This window comes from Dyella choica (assembly GCF_003977665.1).
Taxonomy (GTDB): domain Bacteria; phylum Pseudomonadota; class Gammaproteobacteria; order Xanthomonadales; family Rhodanobacteraceae; genus Dyella_B; species Dyella_B choica.
This window is the reverse complement of the sequence record NZ_RYYV01000003.1, coordinates 122,649-147,075: the sequence shown is the minus strand read 5'-3', so window position 1 is coordinate 147,075 and position 24,427 is coordinate 122,649. Positions and strand designations below refer to the sequence as shown.

Annotated in this window: 23 protein-coding genes and 1 tRNA gene; 10 read left to right on the top strand and 14 right to left on the bottom strand. The window is 60.1% G+C overall.

Annotated elements, in window-relative coordinates; translation table 11 throughout:
• Nucleotides 1-43: 43 nt before the first annotated feature.
• Both EKH80_RS05100 and EKH80_RS05095 read right to left on the bottom strand, forming a co-directional pair.
• Complete coding sequence (locus EKH80_RS05100; RefSeq protein WP_126683654.1) at nt 44-868, bottom strand: AraC family transcriptional regulator; 825 nt, start codon at nt 866-868, stop codon at nt 44-46.
• A gap of 185 nt (nt 869-1,053) precedes the next feature.
• Nucleotides 1,054-1,479 (bottom strand): PXPV repeat protein, encoded by a 426-nt coding sequence (locus EKH80_RS05095; protein ID WP_126683653.1) that lies wholly within the window; start codon nt 1,477-1,479, stop codon nt 1,054-1,056.
• Nucleotides 1,480-1,788: 309 nt separating this feature from the next.
• Here EKH80_RS05095 and EKH80_RS05090 point away from each other — a divergent pair, with 309 nt between their 5' ends.
• Entirely contained in the window at nt 1,789-2,361 is a 573-nt protein-coding gene (locus EKH80_RS05090) for a glycine zipper 2TM domain-containing protein (RefSeq protein ID WP_126683652.1), read from the top strand.
• 119 nt (nt 2,362-2,480) lie between these two features.
• Complete coding sequence (locus EKH80_RS05085; RefSeq protein WP_126683651.1) at nt 2,481-2,945, top strand: AAC(3)-I family aminoglycoside N-acetyltransferase; 465 nt, start codon at nt 2,481-2,483, stop codon at nt 2,943-2,945.
• 153 nt (nt 2,946-3,098) lie between these two features.
• On the opposite strand, the gene EKH80_RS05080 is transcribed toward EKH80_RS05085, so the two are convergent.
• The 5 genes from EKH80_RS05080 to EKH80_RS05060 form a co-directional block, all read right to left on the bottom strand.
• Nucleotides 3,099-3,437, bottom strand: coding sequence for a hypothetical protein (locus EKH80_RS05080; RefSeq protein ID WP_126683650.1), 339 nt, complete (start codon nt 3,435-3,437; stop codon nt 3,099-3,101).
• 271 nt (nt 3,438-3,708) lie between these two features.
• On the bottom strand, nt 3,709-4,314 hold the full coding sequence (locus EKH80_RS05075; protein ID WP_126683649.1) for a glutathione S-transferase family protein: 606 nt from the start codon (nt 4,312-4,314) through the stop codon (nt 3,709-3,711).
• Between the two features lie 16 nt (nt 4,315-4,330).
• Complete coding sequence (locus EKH80_RS05070; protein WP_126683648.1) at nt 4,331-4,744, bottom strand: hypothetical protein; 414 nt, start codon at nt 4,742-4,744, stop codon at nt 4,331-4,333.
• Nucleotides 4,741-5,253, bottom strand: a complete 513-nt coding sequence (locus EKH80_RS05065) for an SRPBCC family protein (protein ID WP_126683647.1) — start codon at nt 5,251-5,253, stop codon at nt 4,741-4,743. Before EKH80_RS05065 ends, EKH80_RS05070 begins: the two co-directional genes overlap by 4 nt.
• Nucleotides 5,253-5,582 (bottom strand): ArsR/SmtB family transcription factor, encoded by a 330-nt coding sequence (locus tag EKH80_RS05060; RefSeq protein WP_230473434.1) that lies wholly within the window; start codon nt 5,580-5,582, stop codon nt 5,253-5,255. Before EKH80_RS05060 ends, EKH80_RS05065 begins: the two co-directional genes overlap by 1 nt.
• Before the next feature lie 154 nt (nt 5,583-5,736).
• On the opposite strand from EKH80_RS05060, the gene EKH80_RS05055 reads away from it, so the two are divergent.
• The 6 genes from EKH80_RS05055 (at nt 5,737) to murB (ending at nt 11,657) form a co-directional block, all read left to right on the top strand.
• Nucleotides 5,737-5,813: transfer RNA gene (locus tag EKH80_RS05055), tRNA-Arg, on the top strand.
• A 375-nt stretch (nt 5,814-6,188) separates the two neighbouring features.
• Nucleotides 6,189-7,724, top strand: a complete 1,536-nt coding sequence (amaB, locus tag EKH80_RS05050) for an L-piperidine-6-carboxylate dehydrogenase (RefSeq protein WP_126683645.1) — start codon at nt 6,189-6,191, stop codon at nt 7,722-7,724.
• Nucleotides 7,725-8,017: 293 nt separating this feature from the next.
• A complete protein-coding gene (locus EKH80_RS05045; RefSeq protein WP_126683644.1) occupies nt 8,018-8,791 on the top strand; it encodes an SDR family NAD(P)-dependent oxidoreductase in 774 nt (257 codons plus the stop codon).
• A 22-nt stretch (nt 8,792-8,813) separates the two neighbouring features.
• A complete protein-coding gene (locus EKH80_RS05040) occupies nt 8,814-9,581 on the top strand; it encodes a class I SAM-dependent methyltransferase (RefSeq protein ID WP_126683643.1) in 768 nt (255 codons plus the stop codon).
• Entirely contained in the window at nt 9,581-10,618 is a 1,038-nt protein-coding gene (locus tag EKH80_RS05035; protein ID WP_126683642.1) for a quinone-dependent dihydroorotate dehydrogenase, read from the top strand. The genes EKH80_RS05040 and EKH80_RS05035 overlap by 1 nt, the downstream gene beginning before the upstream one ends.
• Nucleotides 10,619-10,628: 10 nt before the next feature.
• A complete protein-coding gene (gene murB, locus EKH80_RS05030) occupies nt 10,629-11,657 on the top strand; it encodes a UDP-N-acetylmuramate dehydrogenase (protein WP_126683861.1) in 1,029 nt (342 codons plus the stop codon).
• Between the two features lie 174 nt (nt 11,658-11,831).
• On the opposite strand, the gene EKH80_RS05025 is transcribed toward murB, so the two are convergent.
• From EKH80_RS05025 to EKH80_RS04995, 7 genes are all read right to left on the bottom strand, one after another.
• Nucleotides 11,832-12,590, bottom strand: a complete 759-nt coding sequence (locus EKH80_RS05025; protein ID WP_126683641.1) for a hypothetical protein — start codon at nt 12,588-12,590, stop codon at nt 11,832-11,834.
• A gap of 399 nt (nt 12,591-12,989) precedes the next feature.
• Nucleotides 12,990-15,149, bottom strand: coding sequence for a peptidase domain-containing ABC transporter (locus EKH80_RS05020; protein WP_126683640.1), 2,160 nt, complete (start codon nt 15,147-15,149; stop codon nt 12,990-12,992).
• Complete coding sequence (locus EKH80_RS05015) at nt 15,142-16,176, bottom strand: beta-barrel domain-containing protein (RefSeq protein ID WP_230473433.1); 1,035 nt, start codon at nt 16,174-16,176, stop codon at nt 15,142-15,144. The genes EKH80_RS05020 and EKH80_RS05015 overlap by 8 nt, the downstream gene beginning before the upstream one ends.
• 564 nt (nt 16,177-16,740) lie before the next feature.
• Nucleotides 16,741-17,667: a zinc metalloprotease gene (locus EKH80_RS05010; protein ID WP_126683639.1), complete on the bottom strand. Its 927-nt coding sequence runs from the start codon at nt 17,665-17,667 to the stop codon at nt 16,741-16,743.
• 301 nt (nt 17,668-17,968) lie between these two features.
• A complete protein-coding gene (gene murJ, locus EKH80_RS05005) occupies nt 17,969-19,549 on the bottom strand; it encodes a murein biosynthesis integral membrane protein MurJ (protein ID WP_196240341.1) in 1,581 nt (526 codons plus the stop codon).
• 134 nt (nt 19,550-19,683) lie between these two features.
• A complete protein-coding gene (locus tag EKH80_RS05000; protein WP_126683638.1) occupies nt 19,684-19,992 on the bottom strand; it encodes a hypothetical protein in 309 nt (102 codons plus the stop codon).
• 3 nt (nt 19,993-19,995) lie between these two features.
• Nucleotides 19,996-20,319 carry a YbjQ family protein gene (locus tag EKH80_RS04995; RefSeq protein WP_126683637.1) on the bottom strand — a complete coding sequence of 108 codons (324 nt, stop codon included), beginning with the start codon at nt 20,317-20,319 and terminating at the stop codon, nt 19,996-19,998.
• A 141-nt stretch (nt 20,320-20,460) separates the two neighbouring features.
• Between EKH80_RS04995 and EKH80_RS04990 the strand changes: the two genes are divergently transcribed.
• The gene (locus tag EKH80_RS04990; RefSeq protein ID WP_126683636.1) at nt 20,461-23,175 is read left to right on the top strand and encodes a M16 family metallopeptidase; all 2,715 of its coding nucleotides are present in this window, start codon (nt 20,461-20,463) and stop codon (nt 23,173-23,175) included.
• Between the two features lie 296 nt (nt 23,176-23,471).
• On the top strand, nt 23,472-24,422 hold the full coding sequence (locus EKH80_RS04985; protein WP_126683635.1) for a glycosyltransferase family 2 protein: 951 nt from the start codon (nt 23,472-23,474) through the stop codon (nt 24,420-24,422).
• Nucleotides 24,423-24,427: the final 5 nt, after the last annotated feature.

The window sequence follows — 24,427 nt, the reverse complement described above, 5'->3', positions numbered from 1 at the left end:
CAAAGCATCCGCGCAATGCCCGCAGCCGTCTTGTACCAGATTGCTATCGTTTGAGCGCACGCTGATAGCGCGCCGGGGTAGTGCCATAGCGGCGCGCGAAGCTGCGCGTCAGATGGGCCTGGTCGGTCAAGCCGACGGCGGCTGCCACCGGTGCCGGCGCCTCGCCGGCGGCGAGCAGGCGCTTGGCCATGGACAAGCGCAAGGCCATTAGCATCTGCTGAGGGGTGGCGTGATGGCAGGTCTGGAACTGGCGTAGGAAATGAAACGGGCTGAGCCCTGCCAGCGCAGCAAGCTCATCCAGCGTGACACGCTCGGCCAAGTGCACATGCAGATATTCGATCACCTGAGCAAAGCGTGAAGGCGACTCGGCACGTGCTGCATGCGGTACGTGTGCATGACGGCGGAATTCGCCTAGCAGCTGAAGCAGCAAGCTGTCGAACGCGAGCGGTTCACGGGCCTGCCAAAGCGCATCGAGCAAGGCCGTGATTAGCCGCGCGCCCTGCGCATCCGCATGCACCGCATCGCCGAACCACCAGCCAGGCTCGCCCGTAACCTCAGCCACCGTGGCCGGATCAATATAGATCATGCGATAGCGCCAGCCGCCGTCGGTCTCGGCGCAACCGGTATGCAGCTCTTCCGGGTTCATCAGCACCAGCGAATCGGGCGGCGCCAGATGGTCGGCGCCGCGATAGCGGAACCGCTCCACACCAGACTCGATCGCCCCAAGGCCGAAACCCTCGTGCACATGCGGTTCGAAGGCATGCCGCACGATATGCGCGCGGTACAGCTCAATGCCCGGGCGATGCGCCGGGCAGCGGAATTGGGCACTGTCCGCAGGGTTATCGAAGGAATGAGGAACGCCTTGCATGCGCCGATGATGGCACAGGAAACGAGCCCCTTCCCTGCCAGCCGGCCGGAAGGGTCACGGGTCTGCCGCGCCGTACCCGTCCAACCGGCATCACCTGTACGTGCATAGCCACCATCAAAAAAAGAAGCCCGGATGGCTCCGGGCTTCTTGCTTTTCGACAGGATCAGCGTGCCTGTCGATGATGGTTAATCATCGTCGCCATAGTAGCGCGTGGTGTACACCACGGTGCGGGTTTGGACGACCGGCGCACTCTCATAAACCACGGGCGCGGGCCGGTACACGACGGGTGCCGGGGCGTAGTAAACGGGCTGCGGAGGCGGCGCAACAGCGCTTCCCACCAAGCCCGCCACAGCGCCCGCTACGACGGCGCCGGCAATCCAGCGGCCACCGCTCCAGTAACCACCGCGGTGGTGCCAATCATCATGATCGTGCCAGTCATGGTCGTGCCAGCCACGATCATGCCATCCGCCCCGGTCCCAATCGCCGTGACGACCCCAGCCTTCATGACCCCAACCATCGTGATCATGTGCCGATGCGGCCAGGGGCGCAGCCAGCACGGCCGCAACGGCCAAACCCATCAACATACGACTGACTGCTACACGCTTGCTCATGACGCACCTCCGTTGGTGTCGGCTCCAATGCTCAGCTCGCCGGGCTTAATAAGCACTGAAGGTTTTCTTTCCTCTTCTGCGACATGGTTCCAACAGTAGACTTGCGTCACACGGCATCATGGGCGGTGGCTGGTTTGTGCCCACCCCGTTGCACACTGTTCGCACAACGACGGGCTACAATTGCACGGCATTTAGCGATTACTAATGCATTGTGTGGGCGCCGTTCAGGCTTGTCGCCATTCAATGAGCACCATGGAATGCAGGGGTGAACTTGATGTTAGATTTAGTGACCGATTGGGGGATTCAACCATGAGCAAGTTCGTAATCAAATCTCTTTGCGCGGCTGTCACGGCAGCCAGCATCGGCCTGGCCGGCTGCGGCCACCAGGCCAGTGCGGATCCGGCACTGGAAGCGCAGCAGCAACAGCAAGCCGCAGGCCCGCAGTATGCACAGGTGGTCAGCGTGACGCCGGTGCATTCCTCGGCGAACACCCCCCATCAGGTCTGCCAGGACGTGGTGGTGAACCACACCACGCCGCCTAGCGATCAGCACAACATCGCGGGCACGGCGATCGGCGCGGTGGCCGGTGGCCTGCTGGGTCACATGGTCGGCCACGGCAAGGGCAACACCCTGGCCACGGTGGCTGGCGCGGCGGCGGGCGGCTATGCGGGCAACCGCATTGAAAACGCCCATCACCAGAGCCAGGTGACGTCCAGCACCGAGCACGAGTGCAAGACGGTCAACGAATCCAGCGACCGCGTTGTCGGTTACGACGTGCAGTACGTGTACAACGGCGTGACCCGCACCACCCGCATGGACCATGATCCGGGCAACCGCGTGCAGGTGCAGGAAGGCGTAACGTCGGTGTCCGACGCTCGCTAAACCCGACAGCACCTCTGAATCAAAAGGCGGCGATCCTGCGATCGCCGCCTTTTTTCTTGCCCGCGTCCATGAGTTAGCATCGGCTCGGTCGAGTCGCGCTCGCTGACCGGGGCTATCGCATGTCGCGTGCAAGAGATTTTTCCATCCATGCGCTGGGTGGCAAGGATGTCGAGCTGTTTCGCAAGCTGCTCACGCTGATGGGCAGTGCGTTTGACGAAGTCGATACCTATACGAGTGCGCAGCCACGCACCGCTTATCTTCGCAAGCTACTGGACAGTGGCCAGTTCATCGCGTTGGCCGCGCTGGAAGGTGAATCCGTCATCGGCGGACTCGCGGCTTACGAACTGGTGAAGTTCGAACGGGAGCGAAGCGAGATTTATATCTATGACCTGGCCGTTGCATCAGAGCATCGTCGTAAAGGGGTCGCGACAGCCTTGATCGAACAGCTCAAGGCGATCGCATTGGCGCGTGGCGCCTACGTGATCTACGTGCAGGCCGATCCTCCGGACGAACCTGCCGTTGCGCTGTACACGAAACTCGGCACCCGCGAGGACGTTTTTCATTTCGACATCTCGCTCACGTAGACTGGGACGACAATCGTAGGCTGGGTTGCAAAACCCAGCATTGCCATGCATGCAACCCACGCAATGCTGGGATTGTCATCCCAGCCTACGCGGCCAGGACTTTCGTAAAAAAAACCTCCCGCGGGTACGGGAGGTTTGGGTACGGCATCGCGCTCAGTGCTTCTGCTTGTAAATGCGCTTGCTGTTGTGATTCTCGGCGCGATTGAGGTTGCGCTGTTCCTGCTTGGTCAGGTGGCCGTTGTGCTTGGCCTCGTCCACCGATTCGCGGCGGGCGATGTTGGCGTCGTGCGCTTCGTCACGCGCGGCCTGGGCCTGGGTCATGGTGCCGTTCTTCAAGCCGTTCTGGATGCGATCCTGTTGGTTTTCGAGGCGATTGTTCACTTCGTTCACGCGCGGGTGACCGGGCACATCGGTTTGCGCGAGCACGCTGCCGGATGCCATCGCTGCACCGATGACCAGACCGACGATGATGAGCTTCGACTTTGCATTCATGGCATTTCCTTGAAATGGATTAGCGGACGTTCTTGGGAATCGACCGCCTTGCCGTTACCGGCACGGCGGCTTGCATACGTCGAGTGGGGTCATCTGCTTGAATGTCGCCGATGGTGTCTCCCGTAGCGTCCTGCTCCATCGTGTGCCCCTCACCCTCCGCAAGCGCCAAGAACGAGCGGCCATGCCCTGCGTTGACAAGCGCGCCAACGAACATCGGATCGGTTCAGCTCGCCATTATGTTGCGCTGCAAAGACGGTTTCGCGTAAGCCAGTCAGCCGCACGCCTCGATCGCTCGTTTAAAGGCCGGTCGCTCCTGCAGCCGATCACAATAGGTCTGCAGGGCCGAGGGAAGATCCTGGCCGACTCCGCGACGCCAAATTCGAAGAGCCGTCGCCACGGAAATGTCGGCAAGGGTGAGGTTGCCGCCCACAAGGAATTCGCGGTCGCCGAGTTCATCACCGATGCGCTCGATGGTGCGCTTGACCCTGGACTCGGTTTCGACCGCCGACCAATTGCGCTTTTGATCGTCCGGCGCGCCGAAGCGGGCCGCAAGCAGGGGGGTCATGAGTGATGATAGTGAAGCTTCCCCAAGCAGGCTGAATTGAAGAATCCGGGCGTAGCGCTCGTCGTCCACCGACGGCAAGGCGTCGGTTGGCCCATATTTCTGTGCGACATAGAGCATCATCGCGACCGATTCCGACATCGACACATTGCCGTCTTCTAGAAATGGCACGGTGCCGAAGGGGTTGAGCGCGCAATAGCTTTTGTCCGGCGGATAGCCGACCGGCACGAAGGTCTGGGCCAGCCCCATCTCTTCGCACAACCACGCCACTCGCAGTCCCCGCGCCCCGTGGGGAAAATCGTATATTTTGATCACGGCACTTCCTCCCGGGCTACGATGCGCGTGCGGAAGACCTGCGCGAAACAGCCAGCAGACCGCCCAGCCAGACGCAGGGAATGACCTCGACGGGGATCACGATGGCATACCAGACGGGGCCGAGTTTCCCTCCGCCAATGGCATAGTAGGCGACCACGCCTGCTAGTCCCGCGACGACACCGATCCCTGCCAATATCCAGGCGTGTTGCATGGGCCGGCTCAACGCCAGGCGGGCAGTGACGTAGCCACCAGCGACAGTAAAAACTGCGCGATAGGCTGCGGCCAGCGCGAACAGTGAATCGGACATCAGGCGTGGCTCGCTCGGCAATATGCCGGCGGCGCGTAGCACTGCATCCGTACCGATAGAGGTGAGTGCCGTGACGATGACACCGGCAGCCACGGCGCGGGTGCTGGCGAGCCAGGGCTTCACGGGAGCACCCCCTTGCCCTGGGCGGCGAGCAAACCATCCAGCTTGCGCATCTGGCTCTCGTGCCCGGCGCGGGCGCGTTCGGTCCAAATGTCGTCATGCATGGCATCAAAGCTGACGGTGAGCTTCACCCCGTCGGATGTCGCCTTCAACTCGACGACGGTGGCGACCTCATAAGGCGCGACGCCGGGCACGAAATCGGCCAAAGTCTTATAGGCCAGTCGGCTTGGCGGTAACACCTCGGTGTAGGTGACCTTGCATTCACTGCTCAGCGGCATGCCCGCCTGCTGCATGAACGCCACCTGCTCCGGGGCTACGGCAGTCATTCGATAGATCAAATCGCCGCCGGGGCGCAGGTCGAGCGAGGTGACAGTCACCTCGAACCCTTCCGGCCCCCACCAGGACTCAATGCCGGCCTGGGTGGTCCAAAGGGCCCAGGCCTCGTCGATCGAGGCGCAATAGCTGCGCTGGATCGAAAACTGAGCCCTTGCGGCAGTCGTTGCATGATTCATCACGATTTCTCCCGAGAGGCGGCCTTTGCAGCCGCATGCTTTCGTTCGAGGGCGGCGCCAAACCGATCCAGCCGCGCCTCCCAATGGCGACGGTATCCCGCCACCCATGCTTCAAGTTGATCGAAGGCTTCCTTCCGCAGCGAGTACAGGCGCTTCTGCCCGTCAGGACGCATTTGCACGATCCCCGCCTCGGTCAGGATGCGCAGATGCCGCGATACGCCGGACTGGTGGATGTCCATGCGCTCGACTATGTCGCCGACCGCGCATTCACCCGACTTCATGGCCTCGACGATGCGAAGGCGAGCCGGGTCCGCAAGGGCACTGAACAAAGTTATATGCGTGCTCATGCATATACATTATTCCGCATATTTGTGGTCGTCAAGTGCCGCTCCCTGGCCGATGCCGCTTGCTCGCCACCATGGCGCATCGCCTATACTTTGCGCCTGCGCAGGCGGGTTTCCGCCGGGCGATAAGGCCCTTTCAGCCCTCGTAGCTCAGTTGGATAGAGCGTCCCCCTCCTAAGGGGAAGGTCGCACGTTCGAATCGTGTCGGGGGCACCAGCTTTCAAAGATTTACGCCACACCAGTTATCGCCAAATTTGCGTCGCAGGAGGTGTGGCGTGTCACCGAGCTTGGTCTTCGCGCGGAACCAATCGCCAAGCGTGTCCTTTTTTGCTCGTCTTCCCAGCGAAAGCTGGGGATGTCTGTAAGGCGGCTTGAAGCATCCGGGCGAAATGAAAAGTCCCGCGATGAGCGCGTAGGCTGGGATGACAATCCCAGCTTTCCTCACGACATCCCGATGCTGGGATTGCCATCCCAGCCTACGCGCCGTGGCGAGCAAGCGGCGCCGTTCCCGGCTCGGCCGGCACGCGCCCGCCTGATAGAATAGGCGTTTCCCCATTCCAGGCGTCCAGGCGCCACGTCCCAGGAGTCCGCATGTCCCACGAAATCCTCAAGGCGCTCGGCCTTACCGGCGAGCAGTCGGGTACGTACCTCGGCAACGGCGAGTGGTCCAAGACCACCACCGCCGGCACCTTGCAGCCGCTGAACCCGGCCACCAACGAGGTGATCGGCACCGTTCATGCCTCCAGCGCCGCCGATTACGAGATCATCGTCAAGCGCGCGCAGGAAGCCTTCAAGGTATGGCGCACCACCCCCGCCCCGCGCCGTGGCGAAGCAGTGCGCCTGTGCGGTGAAGCCCTGCGCAAGCACAAGGATGCTCTGGGTTCGCTGGTGGCGCTGGAAATGGGCAAGATCAAGCCCGAAGGCGACGGCGAAGTCCAGGAGATGATCGACATCGCCGATTTCGCGGTCGGCCAGAGCCGCATGCTCTACGGCAACACCATGCACTCGGAGCGTCCGGGCCATCGCATGTACGAGCAGTACCATCCGCTGGGCCTGGTCGGCATCATCAGCGCGTTCAACTTCCCGGTGGCCGTGTGGGCCTGGAATGCGATGCTGGCGACGATCTGCGGCGACATCTGCATCTGGAAGCCGTCGCCGAAAACACCGCTGTCGGCCATCGCCACCATGAAGATCTGCAACGAAGCGCTGCAAGAGGGCGGCTTCCCGGATCTGTTCTTCCTGTTCAATGACGCCGGCACGGACCTGTCACAGGCCTTCGTGGACGACCACCGCATTCCGCTGATCAGCTTCACCGGTTCCACCAAAGTGGGCCGCATGGTGGGCGAACGCGTGGCCAAGCGCATGGGCCGTTCGCTGCTGGAGCTGGGCGGCAACAACGCGATCATCGTGGACGCCAGCGCGGACCTCAAGCTGGCGATTCCCGCGATCGTGTTCGGCGCCGTCGGCACCGCCGGCCAGCGCTGCACCACCACGCGCCGCCTGTTCGTGCACGAATCCATCCTCAACGAAGTGACCGACAAGCTGGTGGCCGCGTACAAGCAGGTCGAAGGCAAGATCGGCGACCCCACGCTCGCCACCACGCTGATGGGCCCGCTCAACAGCAAGGATGCCGTGAGCGCCTATCTCGCGGCAGTCGAAAAGGCCAAGGCCAGCGGCGGCACGGTGCGTACCGGCGGCGGCGCTTTGACCGAGCGCAAGGGCAACTTCGTGCTGCCCACCCTCATCACCGGCCTGAACAACAGCGATGAAGTGGTGCAGACCGAAACCTTCGCCCCGATTCTCTACGTCATGCCGTTCAAGTCGGTGGACGAAGCTATCGAGCTGCAGAACAGCGTGCCGCAGGGATTGTCTTCCTCGATCTTTACGCAGAACCTGAAAGCGGCTGAGCAGTATCTGACGTCGGCCGGCTCCGATTGCGGCATCGCCAACGTCAATATCGGTACCTCGGGTGCGGAAATCGGCGGCGCGTTCGGTGGCGAGAAGGAAACCGGCGGTGGCCGCGAGTCGGGTTCGGATGCGTGGAAGGTGTATATGCGCCGGCAGACCAACACCATCAACTATTCGGACGCATTGCCGCTGGCGCAGGGCATCAAGTTCGATCTGTGAGTTGATCGTCCCCTCCCCCTCCGGGGAAAGGGTTGAGGTGGGGTGATAGGCAATCTCACCTCACCGTCATTCCGGCGCAGGCCGGTACGCGGGGAGAGCACATGGACGTGCTTGGCTTTGAGGAGCGAGGAATCCAGTCTAAAGGCGCGTCCGAAGGACACAAGCCGGTTTTGAGTGCTTCGCACGACATATTGAAACTGGATTCCGGCCTGCGCCGGAATGACGACAATGCAAGCTTGTATGCCACCGGTAGAATATAGCTTCCAGGGAGAAGTCCTCCTGACCATCCAACCATGAGCTCGCTGACACCTTCCCCCTTCGACTTCCGCGGCTACCGCGTCATCGTCACTGGCGGCAGCAAGGGTATCGGCCGCAGCATGGCACTGGCTTTCGCCGCATCCGGTGCTGCCGTATCGATCTGCGCACGCGGGCAAGCCGCGCTGGATGAAACGGCCAAAGCCATCGCCGCCTACGGCGTGCCCGTGCATGCACAGTCATGCGACCTGGGCGACGCATCCGCCATCCATGCCTATGTCAATGCCGCTGCGCAGGCAATGGGCGGCATCGACGTGCTGATCAACAACGCGAGCGGCTATGGCTTCCAGGACAAGGAAGAGGACTGGGTGGCCGGCTTCCATATCGACATGATGGCGCCGGTGCGTACCTCGCATGCAGCGTTGCCCTATCTTTCCAAGTCCGCGCACGCCAGCATCCTGCACCTCAGCTCAATCGCCGCACTGTATCCTCGCCCCAATACTCCGCCCTATGGAGCGGTAAAGGCGGCGCTTAGCCACTACACCACCTCACAGGCCCTGGGATTGGCTGCGCAACGCATTCGCGTCAACGCCATCGCGCCGGGCTCGATCGAATTCGAGGGCGGCCTGTGGGATCGATGCAAGCATGAAGATCCCACGCGCTATTCCTCCGTGCTGTCGAAAATCCCCTTCGGCCGCTACGGCACACCAGAAGAAGTTGCGCATGCGGCGCTATTTCTCGCCTCACCATGGGCCGGCTGGGTGACAGGACAAATCCTGTGCGTTGATGGTGGCCAGCGGCTATCCCCATAATTCAGGCAAGGAGAAGATGATCATGCAAGATCTCAACAGCACCCAACGTTTCAGCGATCGCGTTGCCGACTACGTCCGCTACCGCCCTACCTACCCTCAAGCCTTGATCGACTGGCTGCGCAAGGCACACGGTGTAACCGCCGACTGGCGGGTTGCCGATATCGGCGCCGGTACCGGCATTTCCAGCAAGCTGTTTCTCGACGCGGGCCATACCGTCATCGCGGTAGAACCCAATGCCGCCATGCGCAATGCGGCGACCCAATGGCTGGGAAGCCACGCGAATTTTCTGGCAGTGGACGGACGTGCCGATGCCACCAGCCTGGATGACGCCAGCGTCGATCTCGTTTCCGTGGCTCAGGCCTTCCACTGGTTCGACCCGGAACGTAGCCGGCACGAATTCCACCGCATCGTTCGCCCCGGCGGCCTGGTGGCGATCTACTGGAACTCGCGCCGCCTTACCGGCACGCCGTTCCTGGAAGGCTACGAAAGCCTGCTGCAGACCTATGGCACCGATTACACCAGCGTAGCGGAGCGCTATGCCGACGAACAGCGCATGCATGCATGGTTTGGCGCCGGCTGGCGCGGCGCGGCCAGTTTCGACCATTGCCAGTTGCTGGATTTCGACGCGCTGCGTGGCCGGCTGATGTCTTCCTCCTACGCTCCGCAAGCCGGCCACCCCAAGCACGAGCCCATGATCGAAGCATTGCGCAAGCTGTTCGATGCCTGCGCCATAGACGGTCGGATAAGCGTGGACTACGACACGCAAGTTTATGTTGGTGAGGTTCCCTGATGTATCGATGGCTACGCCCGCTGCTGTTTCAACTTGATGCCGAAACGGCGCATGGCCTTACGCTGTATGGTCTGGACGTGGCCTGGCGCAGCGAGCTGATGCGTTTCGTGGCGGCACCGCCGGTGGACCTGCCGGTGGAAGCCTTCGGCATCCGCTTTCCCAATCCGGTCGGCCTTGCCGCGGGACTGGACAAGAATGCCGACCATCTGGATGCACTGGGCGCGCTTGGCTTCGGTTTCATCGAGGTAGGCACGGTGACGCCGCGCCCGCAGATCGGCAACGATCGCCCCCGCCTGTTCCGCCTGCCGCAGCACGAAGCCATCATCAACCGCATGGGCTTCAATAACGGTGGCGTCGATGCGCTTGTTCGCAACGTACAGGCCTCCCGTTATCGCGGCGTGCTGGGCATCAATATCGGCAAGAACAAAGACACCCCCAACGAGCAGGCGGTCGACGATTACCTGTTCTGCCTGGAGCGCGTCTACGCGCACGCCAGCTACATCACCGTCAACATTTCCTCGCCCAACACCAAGGGCCTGCGTGATCTGCAGGAAGAAGCCACCCTGCGCCGCTTCATCGAAACGCTGCGCGAGGCGCAGGAGCGGCTCGGTTCGCAGCAAGGCAAGCGCAAACCGATGCTGCTGAAGATCGCGCCCGACCTTTCCGAGGCGGAACTGGACAGCATTGCCGAAGTGTTGCTCGCGGCCTGCGTGGATGGCGTCATCTGCACCAACACCACCATCGACCATTCCGCCGTCGCCGGGGATCTGCACGGCAATGAGACCGGCGGGCTTTCCGGCAGACCTCTGCGCGCGCGCGCCACGGAAGTGGTACGCGGCATGCGCCAGCGTCTCGGCGATCGCATCGGCATCATCGGCGTAGGCGGCATCCTTGAAGGTGGCGACGCAGCGGCAAAACTCGATGCCGGCGCCGAACTGGTGCAAATCTACTCCGGTTTGATCTACCGCGGCCCTGAACTAGTCGCCGAATGCGTCAATGAGATTCGCCGCCAGCAGGAATATAGAGATGGTCGCTGAACGCGTCGACATGGGCGGCTATACGCTGATCGAAAACGCATCCTTGCTCAAGCGCAATACACTGCGCGTCGACGCGCGCGCCAAGCTGCTGGCGGAAGTACGCGATGCCAGCAAATTGCCGGAGCTGCTGGACTTTCCCGCCATTCGCACCAGTCGCCTGCTGGTATTAGGTGAAGGCAGCAACATTCTGTTCACCGGCAACCTGGACGGCACCGTCCTGGCCATGGAAACCCGTGGCGTGCTCGTGGAGCAGGAAGGCGACCTTACCCGCATTGCCGTTGCTGCCGGCGAGCGCTGGGACGACTTCGTGCGCTGGACGCTCGGCCAAGGCTTTGCCGGCCTGGAAAACCTGATCCTCATTCCCGGCACGGTCGGCGCGGCGCCGATCCAGAACATCGGCGCCTACGGCACGGAAGTGGCCGAGTTCATCGAAAGCGTGGAAGCCTGGGATCGCATCGAGCGACGCGTGGTCACGCTGGATCGCAGCGCCTGCGCCTTCGGCTACCGCGACTCGCTGTTCAAGCACGAACCAGATCGTTTCATTGTCACCGCCGTACGCTTCGCCCTGCCCCGCCAGCATGTATTGCGCATGGATTACACAGGCATCCGTGAAGAATTGGAACGCATGGGTGTCAGCCATCCCGCGCCGTTTCACGTCGCTGAAGCCGTCGTGCATTTGCGCACGCGCAAGCTGCCCGACCCCGCCGTAATCGGCAACGCCGGCAGCTTCTTCAAGAACCCCATCGTGGATGCCGCAGTGGGTGAAGCCTTGAAACACGAACGTCCCGAACTCGTCGCTTGGGCGGGCAAGGATGGACGCTGGAAACTCTCCGCCGCTTGGCTAATTGAAACTGCTGGCTTCAAGGGCATGCGAGAAGGCGACGTCGGTATCTCCAATCGCCACGCACTGGTGCTGGTTAATCACGGCAAGGCCAGCGGCGAGGAGCTTTGGGCCTTTGCGCAGCGCGTGATTGAAGGCGTGCATGCGCGCTTTGGCGTGAAACTGGAGCCGGAGCCGGTGGTTATTGGCACAAGCTAATCCAGGCCTGTGGCCAAAATCCTTCCGACTATTTCACTATCGCTTGCGTCTATTGACCAAGGGCACGTAACGACTGAGCGAGGCAGTGTTTCGGGCTGATTGCATATGGCTGAAAGCATGCGAGCTTCGCCTTGTGCGTTCCGCTTTGACGATCCCGCATCCCCACTAGGCGAGTCACCTCTTCACATCTCCACCGTCACTCATGCTCGATATGGAATACCTAACAGAAATCTGATTCTTCTTAAAAATCTCATCCACCAAGTGACTTGTATATTGTTTGCAATAATTGATATTTCTCAATCCGTATGATTCAAGATCGGCCAATGGAGGTATCCATACCCCGGCTGTAGTCGTATACGAGTACTCTCCGCTATCTCTGTCGATTGAATAGCTAACGGAGATATCTATGCGTTTTATAACAACCACTGAATCATCAATTATTTTTCTATCTACGCCTATTTTATTATAAAAAATGTCTTCATTTTCGTGAAACAAAGCAACCCACTTGGCGTACTCGTCAATTAGCGGCTGTGGGGCACCCTCTTGCTTCAACGAAGCAACCGAATCCCCAGCACTCGGCAAAGTGCCGTGAAATCCGAGTACTGAATGACAATCAACATCCAGCCTAGATCCCGCCAATGCCAAATAGTTGGCACAGGCAGACAGGCAAGCACCATCGACCTTTATCTCAACGCCTTTTCTGTCAGCTATATTTTCGGCAATTCTTAACGCTACAGATGGGTATCCACCCCCACTATGAAGTATGACCTTGCTAAACTCTCCGTTGGCAACCTTCAAATATTCATTGTAGGAATTTTTTTCTATATCCCCCCTAAGCTCAATGCTTGACTTGGACAACCTAGTCCAACCAGCCATTGCCGGAAAAGAAAGAAGTGAAATCGCAAGAAGTGAAGCTATCTTTTGAATGTTCATTTTTTGTCCCAATTTGAAATCAAGCCCTGGAAAAACCAGGGCCAGACCTCACTACTGTCTTTACTTTGAGCTCCCATGGCATTCCAACGTAGATGTCGTCGTAGTAGTTCCGTCTTTAGTGGTAGTCTTTGTTTTGGTGTACGAGCATCCAGCGCTGATGCCGCCATTAACGATATTGATTTCATCCACGGTCAATTCTTCCATTATCTTCTCCTGATTGTTAGGTACTAACCTGTACCGAAAGGGCAGGAAACACCTGCAATGAGTATTTGAGCGGCACTAACGTGCTTACAAACGGAAATGGATCCACTATCTCTTGCGATCTCATCAAGCCGGCAAGAGATCACAACAAGAATCGCGTCGACCTGTCGCGCTACTTTATTGAATTGCTGACAACTGCTATCCCCTCATCGATCTGCCGACGAAATTGACCATTCCCTGCGACATAACCGCGACTTCGTTAGCGGCAGCGATCGTCTCGGGGCGATGTGCAATCATCAGGCGGGTCACGTTTAGCTCACGCACGAAGGAGTTAACCTGACGCTCACGCTCGATATCCAAATGACTGGTTGCTTCGTCCAATACAAGCAATCGCGGAGCTCGGTACAGCGCGCGCGCCAGAATCACGCGCTGCTTCTGCCCTCCCGACAATGTCGACCCCATATCGCCAACGAGGCTCTGATAGCCCATCGGCATGGCCATGATGTCGTCGTGAATGGCGGCCGTGCGGGCAGCGCAGCCAACCTTTGCTGGCGTTGCTTCAGGGTCGAAAAAACTGATGTTGTCCTCAATGGAACCTGCAAAGAGCTGATCATCCTGCATCACCGCGCCGACCCACTGGCGGTAGGTGTCCAGACCAAGCTTGCGGATATCGACACCGCCGAACCGTACTTCTCCGTGTGTAGGCTGTAGGAGCCCCAGCAGCACCTTTCCCAACGTGGATTTGCCACAGCCGCTATGACCAATAAGCGCAAGAGATTGCCCAGCTTCAATGCGAAGACTGCAGTCCTTTAGAATCCACGGCTCGCCGTCTGCGTAACGGAAGCTGACGTTACACAACTCGATGCAGGCCTCCGGCAGCGCACCGGTCCAAATTGTTTCAGCCACCTCCTCCGGCGCAGTCAGCGCAATATCCGCCACACGCTCGGCGTGCAGCTTCAGCATGCGAAAGTCCACCCATTTGTCGATCAACCCGGCCGAACGAGTCGTAAACAGGTCGGCATAAGCGATAAATGCGATCAGCATGCCTGCCGAAAAATCATTGCTTAGCGCCTGCCTGGCAGCGATCCAGATCAACGCCACGCGCCCCAACCCAAACATCAACTGGTTGCACAGCGTAAAGGCAATACCCAAACGCTGAATGGCGATATCACAGTTGGTGGCGGATACCGTGACATTGGCATAGCGCGACAAGCGCTCTTCCTGCTTGTTTGCCAGTTTGACCGGCATGGCTCCACGGATCGATTCCAACAACTCGCTTTGCTGACGAGCGGCATGGACAATCTGTTCCTCGTTTGCGCTGCGCAGGGGGTTGAAGAACGCGTAGCGAGCTATGCCATACAGAGCAAACACGCCCACAACTAGCAAGGTCAGCCACCCGCTATAAAGCGCCATCACGACCAGCGTTATCACCGACATGAGACCATCCAGAAGCGATCCCATGAACTGCACAGTCAGCGTCTTCTGGATGGTCTGGATCGAACCGAAGCGTGACATCACATCGCCAACATGGCGCTTCTCATACCAGCCCAGCGACAGCCGCATCAAGTGCGAAAACAGGTTGCTAGCCCATTGCACGCTCAAGGTGGCGCTTAGCCACGTCACGGCCCATGAGCGCGCAGCGGTGACCTGCGCCGAAAAGATGGCGATGCCAATGAAACCCAGGCCCAGGAGATTCAGCAAATCTCGATCAGCCGACACCAGCACTTGATCCAGCACCCACTGCAGATAGAACGGACCGGCCAATGCGAAAGCTTCGAGCGCCAGCGCCAGCAGCAGAACTTGCATCATCGCCGGCAAGAGGCCACGCACACGCCCCGTCAAAGCTCGCAACGAAACGGATTGCCGCTCGCTAATCGGCGAAAAATTGCCACGAGGCGTCAGCTCCAGCGCAACCCCGGTGAAGTGTCCGGATGCCTCATTGCAGCCCAGCGTGCGAATGCCCCGTGCCGGATCATGGATGACGACTCCCTTTCGTGTAACCCGTTTGAGCACCACGAAGTGATTGAAATCCCAATGCAGCACACACGGGGTATGCAGTTTCCTTACCTCATCCAAATCGAGCTTCAGCGGACGACAAGTGAAACCCAACTGCCCAGCCATCCTCATTACGCACCCCAAGGTAGCTCCTTTGAGAGAGGTGGAGAAGCGGCGACGCAAGCCGGCAAGGTCTATATCATGGCCGTGATAGCTGGCAATCATCGCAAGGCACGCCAGGCCACATTCGGCAGCTTCGGTTTGCAGCATCATCGGCAATCGACGGGACCATCCAAATTGCAAATGATCTTGAATGCCCTGCCAGCGTGAAGGCGTGCCTGGCCGCTGAGTTCCGTCAGCCATGTTCACCTCCCCACAGATGATGCGCGATGCCATACAGCGGCTCGAACACCCATTCGAGCAGCGTGCGTTTCTCCATAAGAATGTCGGCATCCACCGCCATACCGGGCTTTACGGCCTCCGGCTTCCCGTAGGCCATGACCCGCTGGCTATCGAGGGCCACCTGGATGCGATACAGCGGCTCCTGCGGTTGCCGACCGGTCAACGCTTCCACTTCAGGGGTGGTCAACGCGCTGCGTGAGATCTCGGCTACCTTGCCGAAATGCTGGCCGAACTTTTGATAGGGGAAGGCTGCATACCGAAGTACCACGCGGTTGCCCGGCTCGATGAAGCCTACCGCCCTTGATGGCACTAGCAGTTGCGCTTGCAGAACCGAACCGGAGGGCAGCAGAGACAGCACGGGCTGCCCTGCGGCGACCATTTGACCTTCCTTGAACAATATCGCCGACACAACGCCATCACGCGGTGCGCGAATCACCACGGCGCGCAAGGCTTCGTTCTGAGCGACGGACTGGCTTACCTCGGCCAATTGTCGTTCGGTGCCATTACGCTTGGTTGCCGCGTCCAGTGGTATTTGCGAGAGCTGTTGTTGCGTTGCATCCAGTAGTTGACGGGTATCCAGTTCTTGGCGCAGCAGGGCTTTGTATTGCGCTTGTGCATCGTAGGCCGCGGTCTGCTGCTGTTGAATCTGGAATGCCGAAACGTAGCCCTTGGCCCCCAAGGGCTTGATTCGCTCCAGCAAGGCTTCAGCGCTATCCGCCTGCTTTTCCTGAATGGCGAGCTGGCCTGCGATCTGATCCAGCTGCGCTCGCAGCAACGCCGCTTTGTCACGTAGGGCAGTCGCTTGCTGCGAGGACAGTAATGCTTGTGTTTCCAGGTCGGCCTGCAAGCGGATCCGTTGTGCTTCCAGTTGCTGGCTGACCAAGGCATGCGTGTCACCCAATGCGACACTGTTCTGCTCGCCGGAGATTTCGATCAGCGGCTCACCCTGCTTGACCTTCTGGCCATCTCGCACCCAGACACGCGTCACGAGCCCGGCGCCTGAGGCGGACAGGGTCAGCAAACCAGCTGTGGGCACCAATTGGCCACTAACGGCTTCGCGGCGGGTGTAGTGACCTAACATCAGAAACAAGAGCAGCGCGGTCGCGAAAGTTATCGCGAGGAGAGCCCAGGCCCAACGTGAAACTGGAGCCGCGATGAGTATGGAGCCGAGCCATTCTCCACGCTTGGCTTCCAGTGCTTCCGATCGGAACAACGATACCCTCGACACAACCTACGCCTCCCCTCCGATTAAACGGCCGCAGCCATTCCAGCCGTTAGGTTGAAGGAGCGTTGGAACGCACGCGAGAGTCCTTATCCGCTTCGAAGCGTAAGGTGATGCCGACACCGCGAGACTGATCAAATCGAAGCTAACCTACACGACGTCTTCCAAAATGATCGCACCGAGCGTGCCAGCGCGTAACAAGAACACCATTTTTGTAGGGCGTTCCATTGCCCCGCCGCTCATCGCCGAGGCACCCAATAATCCGGGCATCATGAGGCACCTGCAGGCACCGAAATTACGGGCCAACGCTTGCACACTCAGTTGTTGTGGCTAATTCAACAATAGCGACCCAACGGCGGAAACGATTCCCGGCTGCCCCCATGAGCAACGCACGGAACCGGCTCCATCCACTTGAGCAGCTTTGGTGGAGCCGCGCGATGGGAAAGCGGTATGGGGAGGCTCGCATACCCCCGCGAGCGCGGTCATCGCATAGCGAAATGCAGCGACTTCTACTGGGGAAATGACGACATCGGCCTCAGTCACAGGACGGCCCAGCTCGTCTTCGCGATCGGTAATATATTCGGTGATGCTGCGGGTCATGATGTGCGGTATCTCGTAATCCGCAGCATGGTCGAGGTGAACTTGAAAATAGACATTGGGCAAGATGCCGTGCTGCGTCTCGCCGGCACCCTCATGGCCAGGATGGTCAAAACCCAAGGTGTGCCCTACCTCATGGATAAAGAAATTTCTAAACCAAATTCTGATTAAAGCATCGACCGAATACTCGGACACGTCCATACAATCTTCAAGCGATTGCGGAATTCTATTTGCAATCAAAGCCACTCGAGCGAATGGATGATTCGCATCCCGAGGGAACGCATAACCATCAGCATTGGGCGGTACCCAACCAGGGACGTCTTGCTCATTGAAGATGGCGGAGATGACTAGATTTGCTTGCGTCACCGTGGTGACGGGCGAAAAATTCAGGGGAAAGTCCAGCCCCACCGTAGCGTTCATCCATTGGTTCATGGCTCCTTCCATATAACGCCGGGTATCGACCGTGTAAGTGTGCCCGCGAAATTCAAAAGTCACATTGGTCGCATTTGGGTCTATATAGTATTGGACCAATGAGTGATACATCAGCGGCACGCTGTAAAATTGATTATTTGACATACGAAAAATTTGAACTGTGTTGCCCGTATGGGCCATGCATGGCATGCAATGAAAAATCAGGAACAACCATACTAAGCGCTTCATGAGCATCTCCTTGCATGATATTGTGACGGATCGCGTGTGCGTACCTGCCTTGGGAAGCGATTAATCGAATCGGAGCGGACGTCTCAACAGTCATGTTGTTGAGTTACGTTTTTGCGACTGAACAGACGCTGCCGCCCACCCGGTCAGGCTAGACAGGCGTATTGCTGCGCACTAGAGGGCTTATCCATGCCGCAGCGTAAGGTGACGCCGTCGGCCGGGATGAAAATCCCGGTAACTGGGGACTGCACACAGAGCTGGGATTGTCATCCCAGCCTACGCCATGCGCTACTAAACCTTATGATCAGCCGAGGCCAAACCGGCGCATCAGCTTCTGTACGACTTCCCTGCATGTTGGGATATGAAGTTGAAATGTCACCGCAAAATAGGCGATCCCGTACGTCGACAATACCAGCGTGGCCGTGAGGATTGGCCCCCAGGCGGGCATGTAGTGTTCGACCACGCAGGCCGCCAACGCCGCGACGCCTGCCGCGATCCACAGCTTGGCCATCAGCAATAACGCGATGCCTGTGGGACCGAGGTTCTGGTTCATCTTCCTGCGCAGCAGATGAAACTCGATCCATCCCGCAACGCCGGCCGAAGCAGTCAGACCGACTGCGCCCCACTGCATGGGAATGCCCAAAGCCTTGGGAATCAGCAAGGCACTCGCCAGTCCTAGCACCACGGTAAAGGCTAGCCGCACCATCGCAAAGCGCAGCGGCGTGCGCGTATCGCGCAGTGCGTAGTAAGTGGACGAATACAGGCGGCCGAAGGTGGAGGCAAGCAGGCCCACACCCGAGCCGGCGAGGATCGCCCAGACGTAATACGAATCCTTGGTTGTGAATGCGCCGGTTTGGTACAGCGCCGCCACGATCACATTCCCTAACGCAAAGAACGCCATCGCGGACGGTACGATGAAGAAGGCGATGCGTTCCAGGCCGTTGTTGAGGCGCGCGGAGAGCTTTGCCGCCACCTCGGCATCGACATGATCACCCGCCATGCGCGAAAGCGTCGGCAATTCCGACGCGGAAACCGCCATGCCGAACAAGCTTACCGGCAGCAGGTTGATCGACGCTGCGGTCGTCATGCCCGCCACGGCACCGCTGCCCAGCAGCGTCGAAATGGCCTGGTCGACGAAGGCGCTGATCTGCACCACGCCACGTCCGATCGCCACGCCCAGGAAACTTCCGCCCACCTGCTTCACGTGCAGGCTCTGCATATCCAGACGCAGGCGCAGGGTCGGCACCAATTTCAGCACCGGTCCCAGTTGCACCAGGAACTGCAGCAGGCAGCCCAGCACCGTGCCCCACGCCAGGTACACGATCAGGCGGTTCGCCTCCAGGTGACGGAAGATCAGCATGCTGAGGATCATGCAGAGATTCCAGATCACCGGCGCCGCATAGGAGAGAAAGAACTTGTGGTGGCTGTTGAGTATTCCCAGACACCACGCCGACCACACCAGGATGCCGGTACCGGGAAAAAGAATACGCACGATCAGGATGGTGAGTTCGCGCTTTTCACCCGTATAGCCGGGCGCGATCAGCCACAGCAAATACGGCGTGGCCAGTATCCCTAAGGCAACGATGAGGGAGATGATCAGCGCAAGAATCGCGAAGATCGCGCCGGCCAGACGATCGGCTTCCTCCTGCTTGTGCTGCGCCAGCAGGCGCGCGTACACCGGAATGAAGGAGGCCGAAAGCACCCCCTCCCCGAACAGGTTCTGCAGGAAGTTCGGCACCCGCAGCGCAGCGCTGAAAATGTCCGCGGCATCGGACAGGCCGAAATAATGCGAGAACACGCGCTGCCGCACCAGGCCGAACAGGCGGCTGCAAAGAATGCCTGCGCCGACCAGCAGAGCATGGCCGCGGCCTGCGTTTTTTGTCATGGGTTGATGGCTTGGCTGGACAAACGACAAGGTTAGCATTGTCGGCAGGGACGTAGGCTGGGTTGCGAAACCCAGCATTGCCATGCTTACCAGCGCGCGATGCTGGGATTTTCATCCCAGCCTACACAGAGTACCTAGCGCGGCTGCTCCTGCTCGTCGACCACCACGTAGTGCCGCTCCCCGCGCTGGGGGTCGAAATACACCGCGGTGAGCTGCCCGCTGGCTGGATCGATGAAACGCTCTCCGGTGTCCTCCCAGCGTGGATCCGGGCCACCGCGCAGGAGCGGCTTGTAGCGCCAGCGTTCGATCGCCAGCCCCACCACCAGCAGCAAGCCGCCAAAGATGAGCTGCGGCAGCAAGGCCACCATGACCCCGGTCAGGACGGCAATGCCAGCCCCTACCAGCAGCAGGCTACCGATCACGTACAGCACGACGGGCAACATGGCTCAGGTCGGCGGATCCAGCACCACGGCCGTGCCGTAGGCCACGATCTCGCTCATGGTCTGGCCGATTTCGGCCGAATCGAAGCGCATCATCACCACCGCGTTCGCGCCCATCAGCTTGGCGTTGGCGACCAGGCGATCCAGCGCGTGGCGGCGGGCTTCTTCCAGCATCTGGGTGTATTCGTGGATCTCGCCGCCGACCAGCGAGCGCAGGCCGGCCATCACGTTGCCGCCGATACCCCGGCTGCGCACCACCACGCCGAATACCTGCCCCTTCACCTGGACCACCTGATGGCCCGGAACATTCTCGGTTGTCACCACCAACATGGTTTCGCTCCCTTCGTGGAATTTTCACGCACGATACTCCGCCTTTGCCCTACGCGCGCGTCTCATCCGGCACTTAGGCAGATGCGCGGCACTATGGCAACATCCAGCGGTCTAAAGTTGTCCCTCTTAAGGAATCCGAACATGCTGTCGAGCCCTTTCAAGACGTTGGCGTGGAGCCTGTTGCTGGGTATGGGGCTGGCGGGTGCCAGCATCCCGGCGGCCCGTGCCGACGCCACCGCGGCCTCCAAGGCCGTCGCCAACGACGGCAATGTGCTGCGAAGCACCCTCGATAACGGCATGCGCGTGGTGATCGTGCGTGAAACGCTTTCCCCCATGGTCACCACGCAGATCACCTATCTTGCCGGCGGCTACCAGACGCCGCAGGGCTACCCCGGCACCGCGCATGCGCTGGAGCACATGATGTTTCGCGACAGCTGGGGACTGACCGGCGCGCAGCTCAACGAAATGACCGGCAAGATGGGGGCGGACAACAACGCCTTCACCACCAACGATGCCACCCAGTACTACTTCGTGGCGCCGTCGAATTACCTGGACTTGCTGCTGCACATCGAATCGACCCGCATGAACGGTGCGCTGCTCACCAAGCAGGATTGGGAGCGCGAGCGCGGCGCGATCGAACAGGAAGTGTCGCGCGACATCTCGCAGCCGGAGTTCCTCGCCTTCCAAAAGGCCGAGCGCATTCTCTACGCCGGTACCGGCTATGCCGACGATCCGCTCGGCACGCGTCCGTCGTTCGACCAGACCACCGCGCAAAACCTGCAGAAGTTCTACAAGGATTGGTACACGCCCAACAACGCCCTGCTGGTGATCGTGGGCGACGTGGACCCACAGCAAACACTGGCGAAGGTGCAACAGCTGTTCGGCAAGATTGCCAAGGGCGCCACTCCCGCGCGCCAGCCGTTGAAACTGCAGCCGGTGAAGCCCGAAACGATCGCCGCCACCACGCCGCACGGCACCGGCTCGGTGCAGTTCATGTATCGCATGCCAGGCATGATGGACAAAGACAACGCCGCCGCGCAGGTGCTGCTGGATGTGCTCACCAATGCGCGCAGCTCGCTTTCCCAGCTGGCAGCACAAGGCAAGGTGCTCAGCACCAACGCGCAATTGCAGCCTTTCAGTTATGGCGGGGTTGGTGTGATCGAAGTCGGTTTTCCCAAAGGTGGGGATGCCGGCCGCGCGCAAGCGGACCTGGATGGCGTGATCGATGACCTCCTGAAGAACGGCGTGCCCGCCGATCTGGTCGAGGCATCCAAGCGCTCGGAAATCGCGCAGGCGCAATTCAACAAGAACAGCGCGGTGACGCTGGCCAGCGCCTGGTCTCAGGCCATTGCGTGGATGGGCCTGAATTCGCCGGAAGAGGCGGAAGAGCAGATCCGCCAGGTCACGGTGGACGATGTCAACCGCATCGCGCACCAGTACCTGAAACCTGCAGAGCGCGTAACGGTGGTGCTCACACCCAACCCGAACGGCCAGCGTCCGCCGGACAGCAACGGCTTTGGCGGCTCCGAATCCTTCAACAGCAACGAAAAGCTGGACGCGCCGCTTCCGGCATGGGCCGCGCAAAAGCTGAGCAAGCTGGAAATGCCGCGCTGGACGCTGGCGCCCGTGGAAATGAAGCTGGACAACGGCATCCGACTGATCGTGCAGCCGTCGAGCATCAGCAAGACCGTCACGGTGGTGGGCCACATCGACAACAATCCGAAACTGCAGGAGCCTGCCGGCAAGGAAGGCGTGGCGCGCCTGCTCGGTTCGCTGTTCGACTACGGTTCCACCACGCTGGATCGCGATGCCTTCCACAAGGCGCTGGACGATGTTTCCGCCACCGAAACCGGCGGCACCGATTTCGAAGTGGCGGCGCTCAGCGAGCACTTCGATCGCGCGATGCAACTGCTGGCCGACAACGAACTCCATCCTGCCTTGCCGCAGCAAGGCTTCACCGTGCAGCAGGGAACGCTGGCGCGCGCCCTGGCCGGTGAAATGCAGTCGCCGCAGTACAAGATGATGAAGGCGCTGCGTGCCGGCCTGCTGCCGGCGGGCGATCCGGATCTGCGCCTGCCTACGCCCGATACGATCGGGGCATTGAGCTTGCAGGACGTCAAGGATTATCACGCCAGCACCTATCGACCCGACCTCGCCACCATCGTAGTGGTAGGCGACGTCACACCCGAACTGGCGAAGGCCACGGTGGAGCGCTACTTCGGCCAGTGGAATGCGCAAGGCGCGAAGCCGGACGTCGTGTCCAAGCCGGTCGCCGTCAATCCGGCCGGCTACGTGGTGATCGACAACTCGTACGCCTCGCAGGACCAGGTGCTGATGGGCCAGATGCTCGATCTCACCATGCACAACCCGGATCGCTATGCCTTGCAGCTTGGCAACAACGTGCTGGGCGGCAATGGCTTCGCTTCACGCCTGATGACCGATATCCGGGTGAAGCATGGTTATGCCTACGGCGCGGGCTCGGGCATGCATTTCGACCGTTCGCGCTCGATCTTCTACGTGCAGTACGGCAGCGACCCGGACAAGGTCGCCCCCGTCAATACGCTGATCCGCCAGAACCTGGTCCAGATGCAGACCGCGCCGATCAAACAGAGCGAGCTGGATAACGCACGCCAGTACGAGATCCGTTCGATACCGGTGAGTGTATCCAGCATCAACAGCATCGCGCGCGCGCTGCTGGATTGGGCATGGCACGGCGAACCACTGGATCAGCCGATGGTGGCGGCAAAGCACTACCTCACGCTGACACCCGCGCAGGTGCAGGTGGCGTTCAAGAAGTACCTGAAGCCTGAAAACTTGATGCAAGTCGTGCAGGGGCCGCCGCCGGCGAAGCATTGATCCCAAGTCCATCCCGCTCCCTTGCGGAGCGGGATGGACGATAAAAGCCAGGGCCAGCTCGAAAAACACGACCAATTGCCCTGTAAATACATAGATTTACGCACATCTTTGCGCGACGTATACTCCATTTCGTGCTATGGAGGTTAGGTCATGCATACCACCAAAGCTTTCAAAAAGGGGCATCCGCAGGCCTTCCGCAGGCCGGCCAACGCGCGGAAATTTATGGGTGTCTGCGGAATCACCGGGACACGATATTCGCCCCCCGAGTCCTCCGACTAGCCTGATCGGAGAACCTCATGCGACCTGCCGTCTCCATCATCGTGCCGATATTCAATCGCCTGCACTTTCTGCGTCAGGCGGTCGACTCGGTCTTCGCGCAGACCTTTCCGGATTGGGAGCTGATTCTTGCCGATGACGGCTCCGACGACGAAACCGTCGCGTACATGCACCAGCTGCAACAGCAACAACCGCGCGTCAGGCTGCTGCGACTCCCGCACTGCGGTAACGTCTCGGCCGTCCGCAACGCCGGCCTACGTGAGGCGTCCGGCGAATACATCGCTTTTCTGGATACCGATGACGTGTGGGTTCCGACCAAGTTGCAAACACAAATCACCTCCCTGCGTGCGAGCTGCGACCGGAAGTGGAGCTACACCGGATTCCGCTTGGTGGACGCATCACTGAACCCCCTGCCCAGGGCACCGCAATTCAGTGCGGCCGATGGCTGGATCATCGATGCCCTGATGAATGCTCAGACGACGATCGTGCAGTCGAGCGTAGTGGTCCGTCGAGACTTCTTCGATGAGGTAGGCCCGTATGACGAGTCGATGCGATGGTGCAGCGACTACGAGCTTGCGGCGCGTTTCGCGCTACGTGGTGCGGCCGACTGTATCGATCAGCCGCTCGTCATGATCCGACGCCACACAGAGCACTGCTGTGACGATGTGAGTGCCTGCCACGACGTCGTCCTGGCGCTCAAGAGGATCCGTCGATACGCTACCGGTGCCCACACCCAGGCAATCTTGCGGAAGCGGCTCGCCATCGCTTCCGCGTTCCTCGCGAGGAGTCAGGCAGTGCGTGGATCCAAGCTATCCGCGCTCGCCACCGTGCTCGGGAGCCCGCACTACTCGTGGCGTTACAGTCAGTGGTGGTTGACCGCGGCCGAAGCGACCGCGCGGGCACTAGCTCCAACATCCGTGCAGAACGTCCTGCGCCGGGCGCGTCACGCGCTCAGGCCCCGGCAATCCTGAGCCCG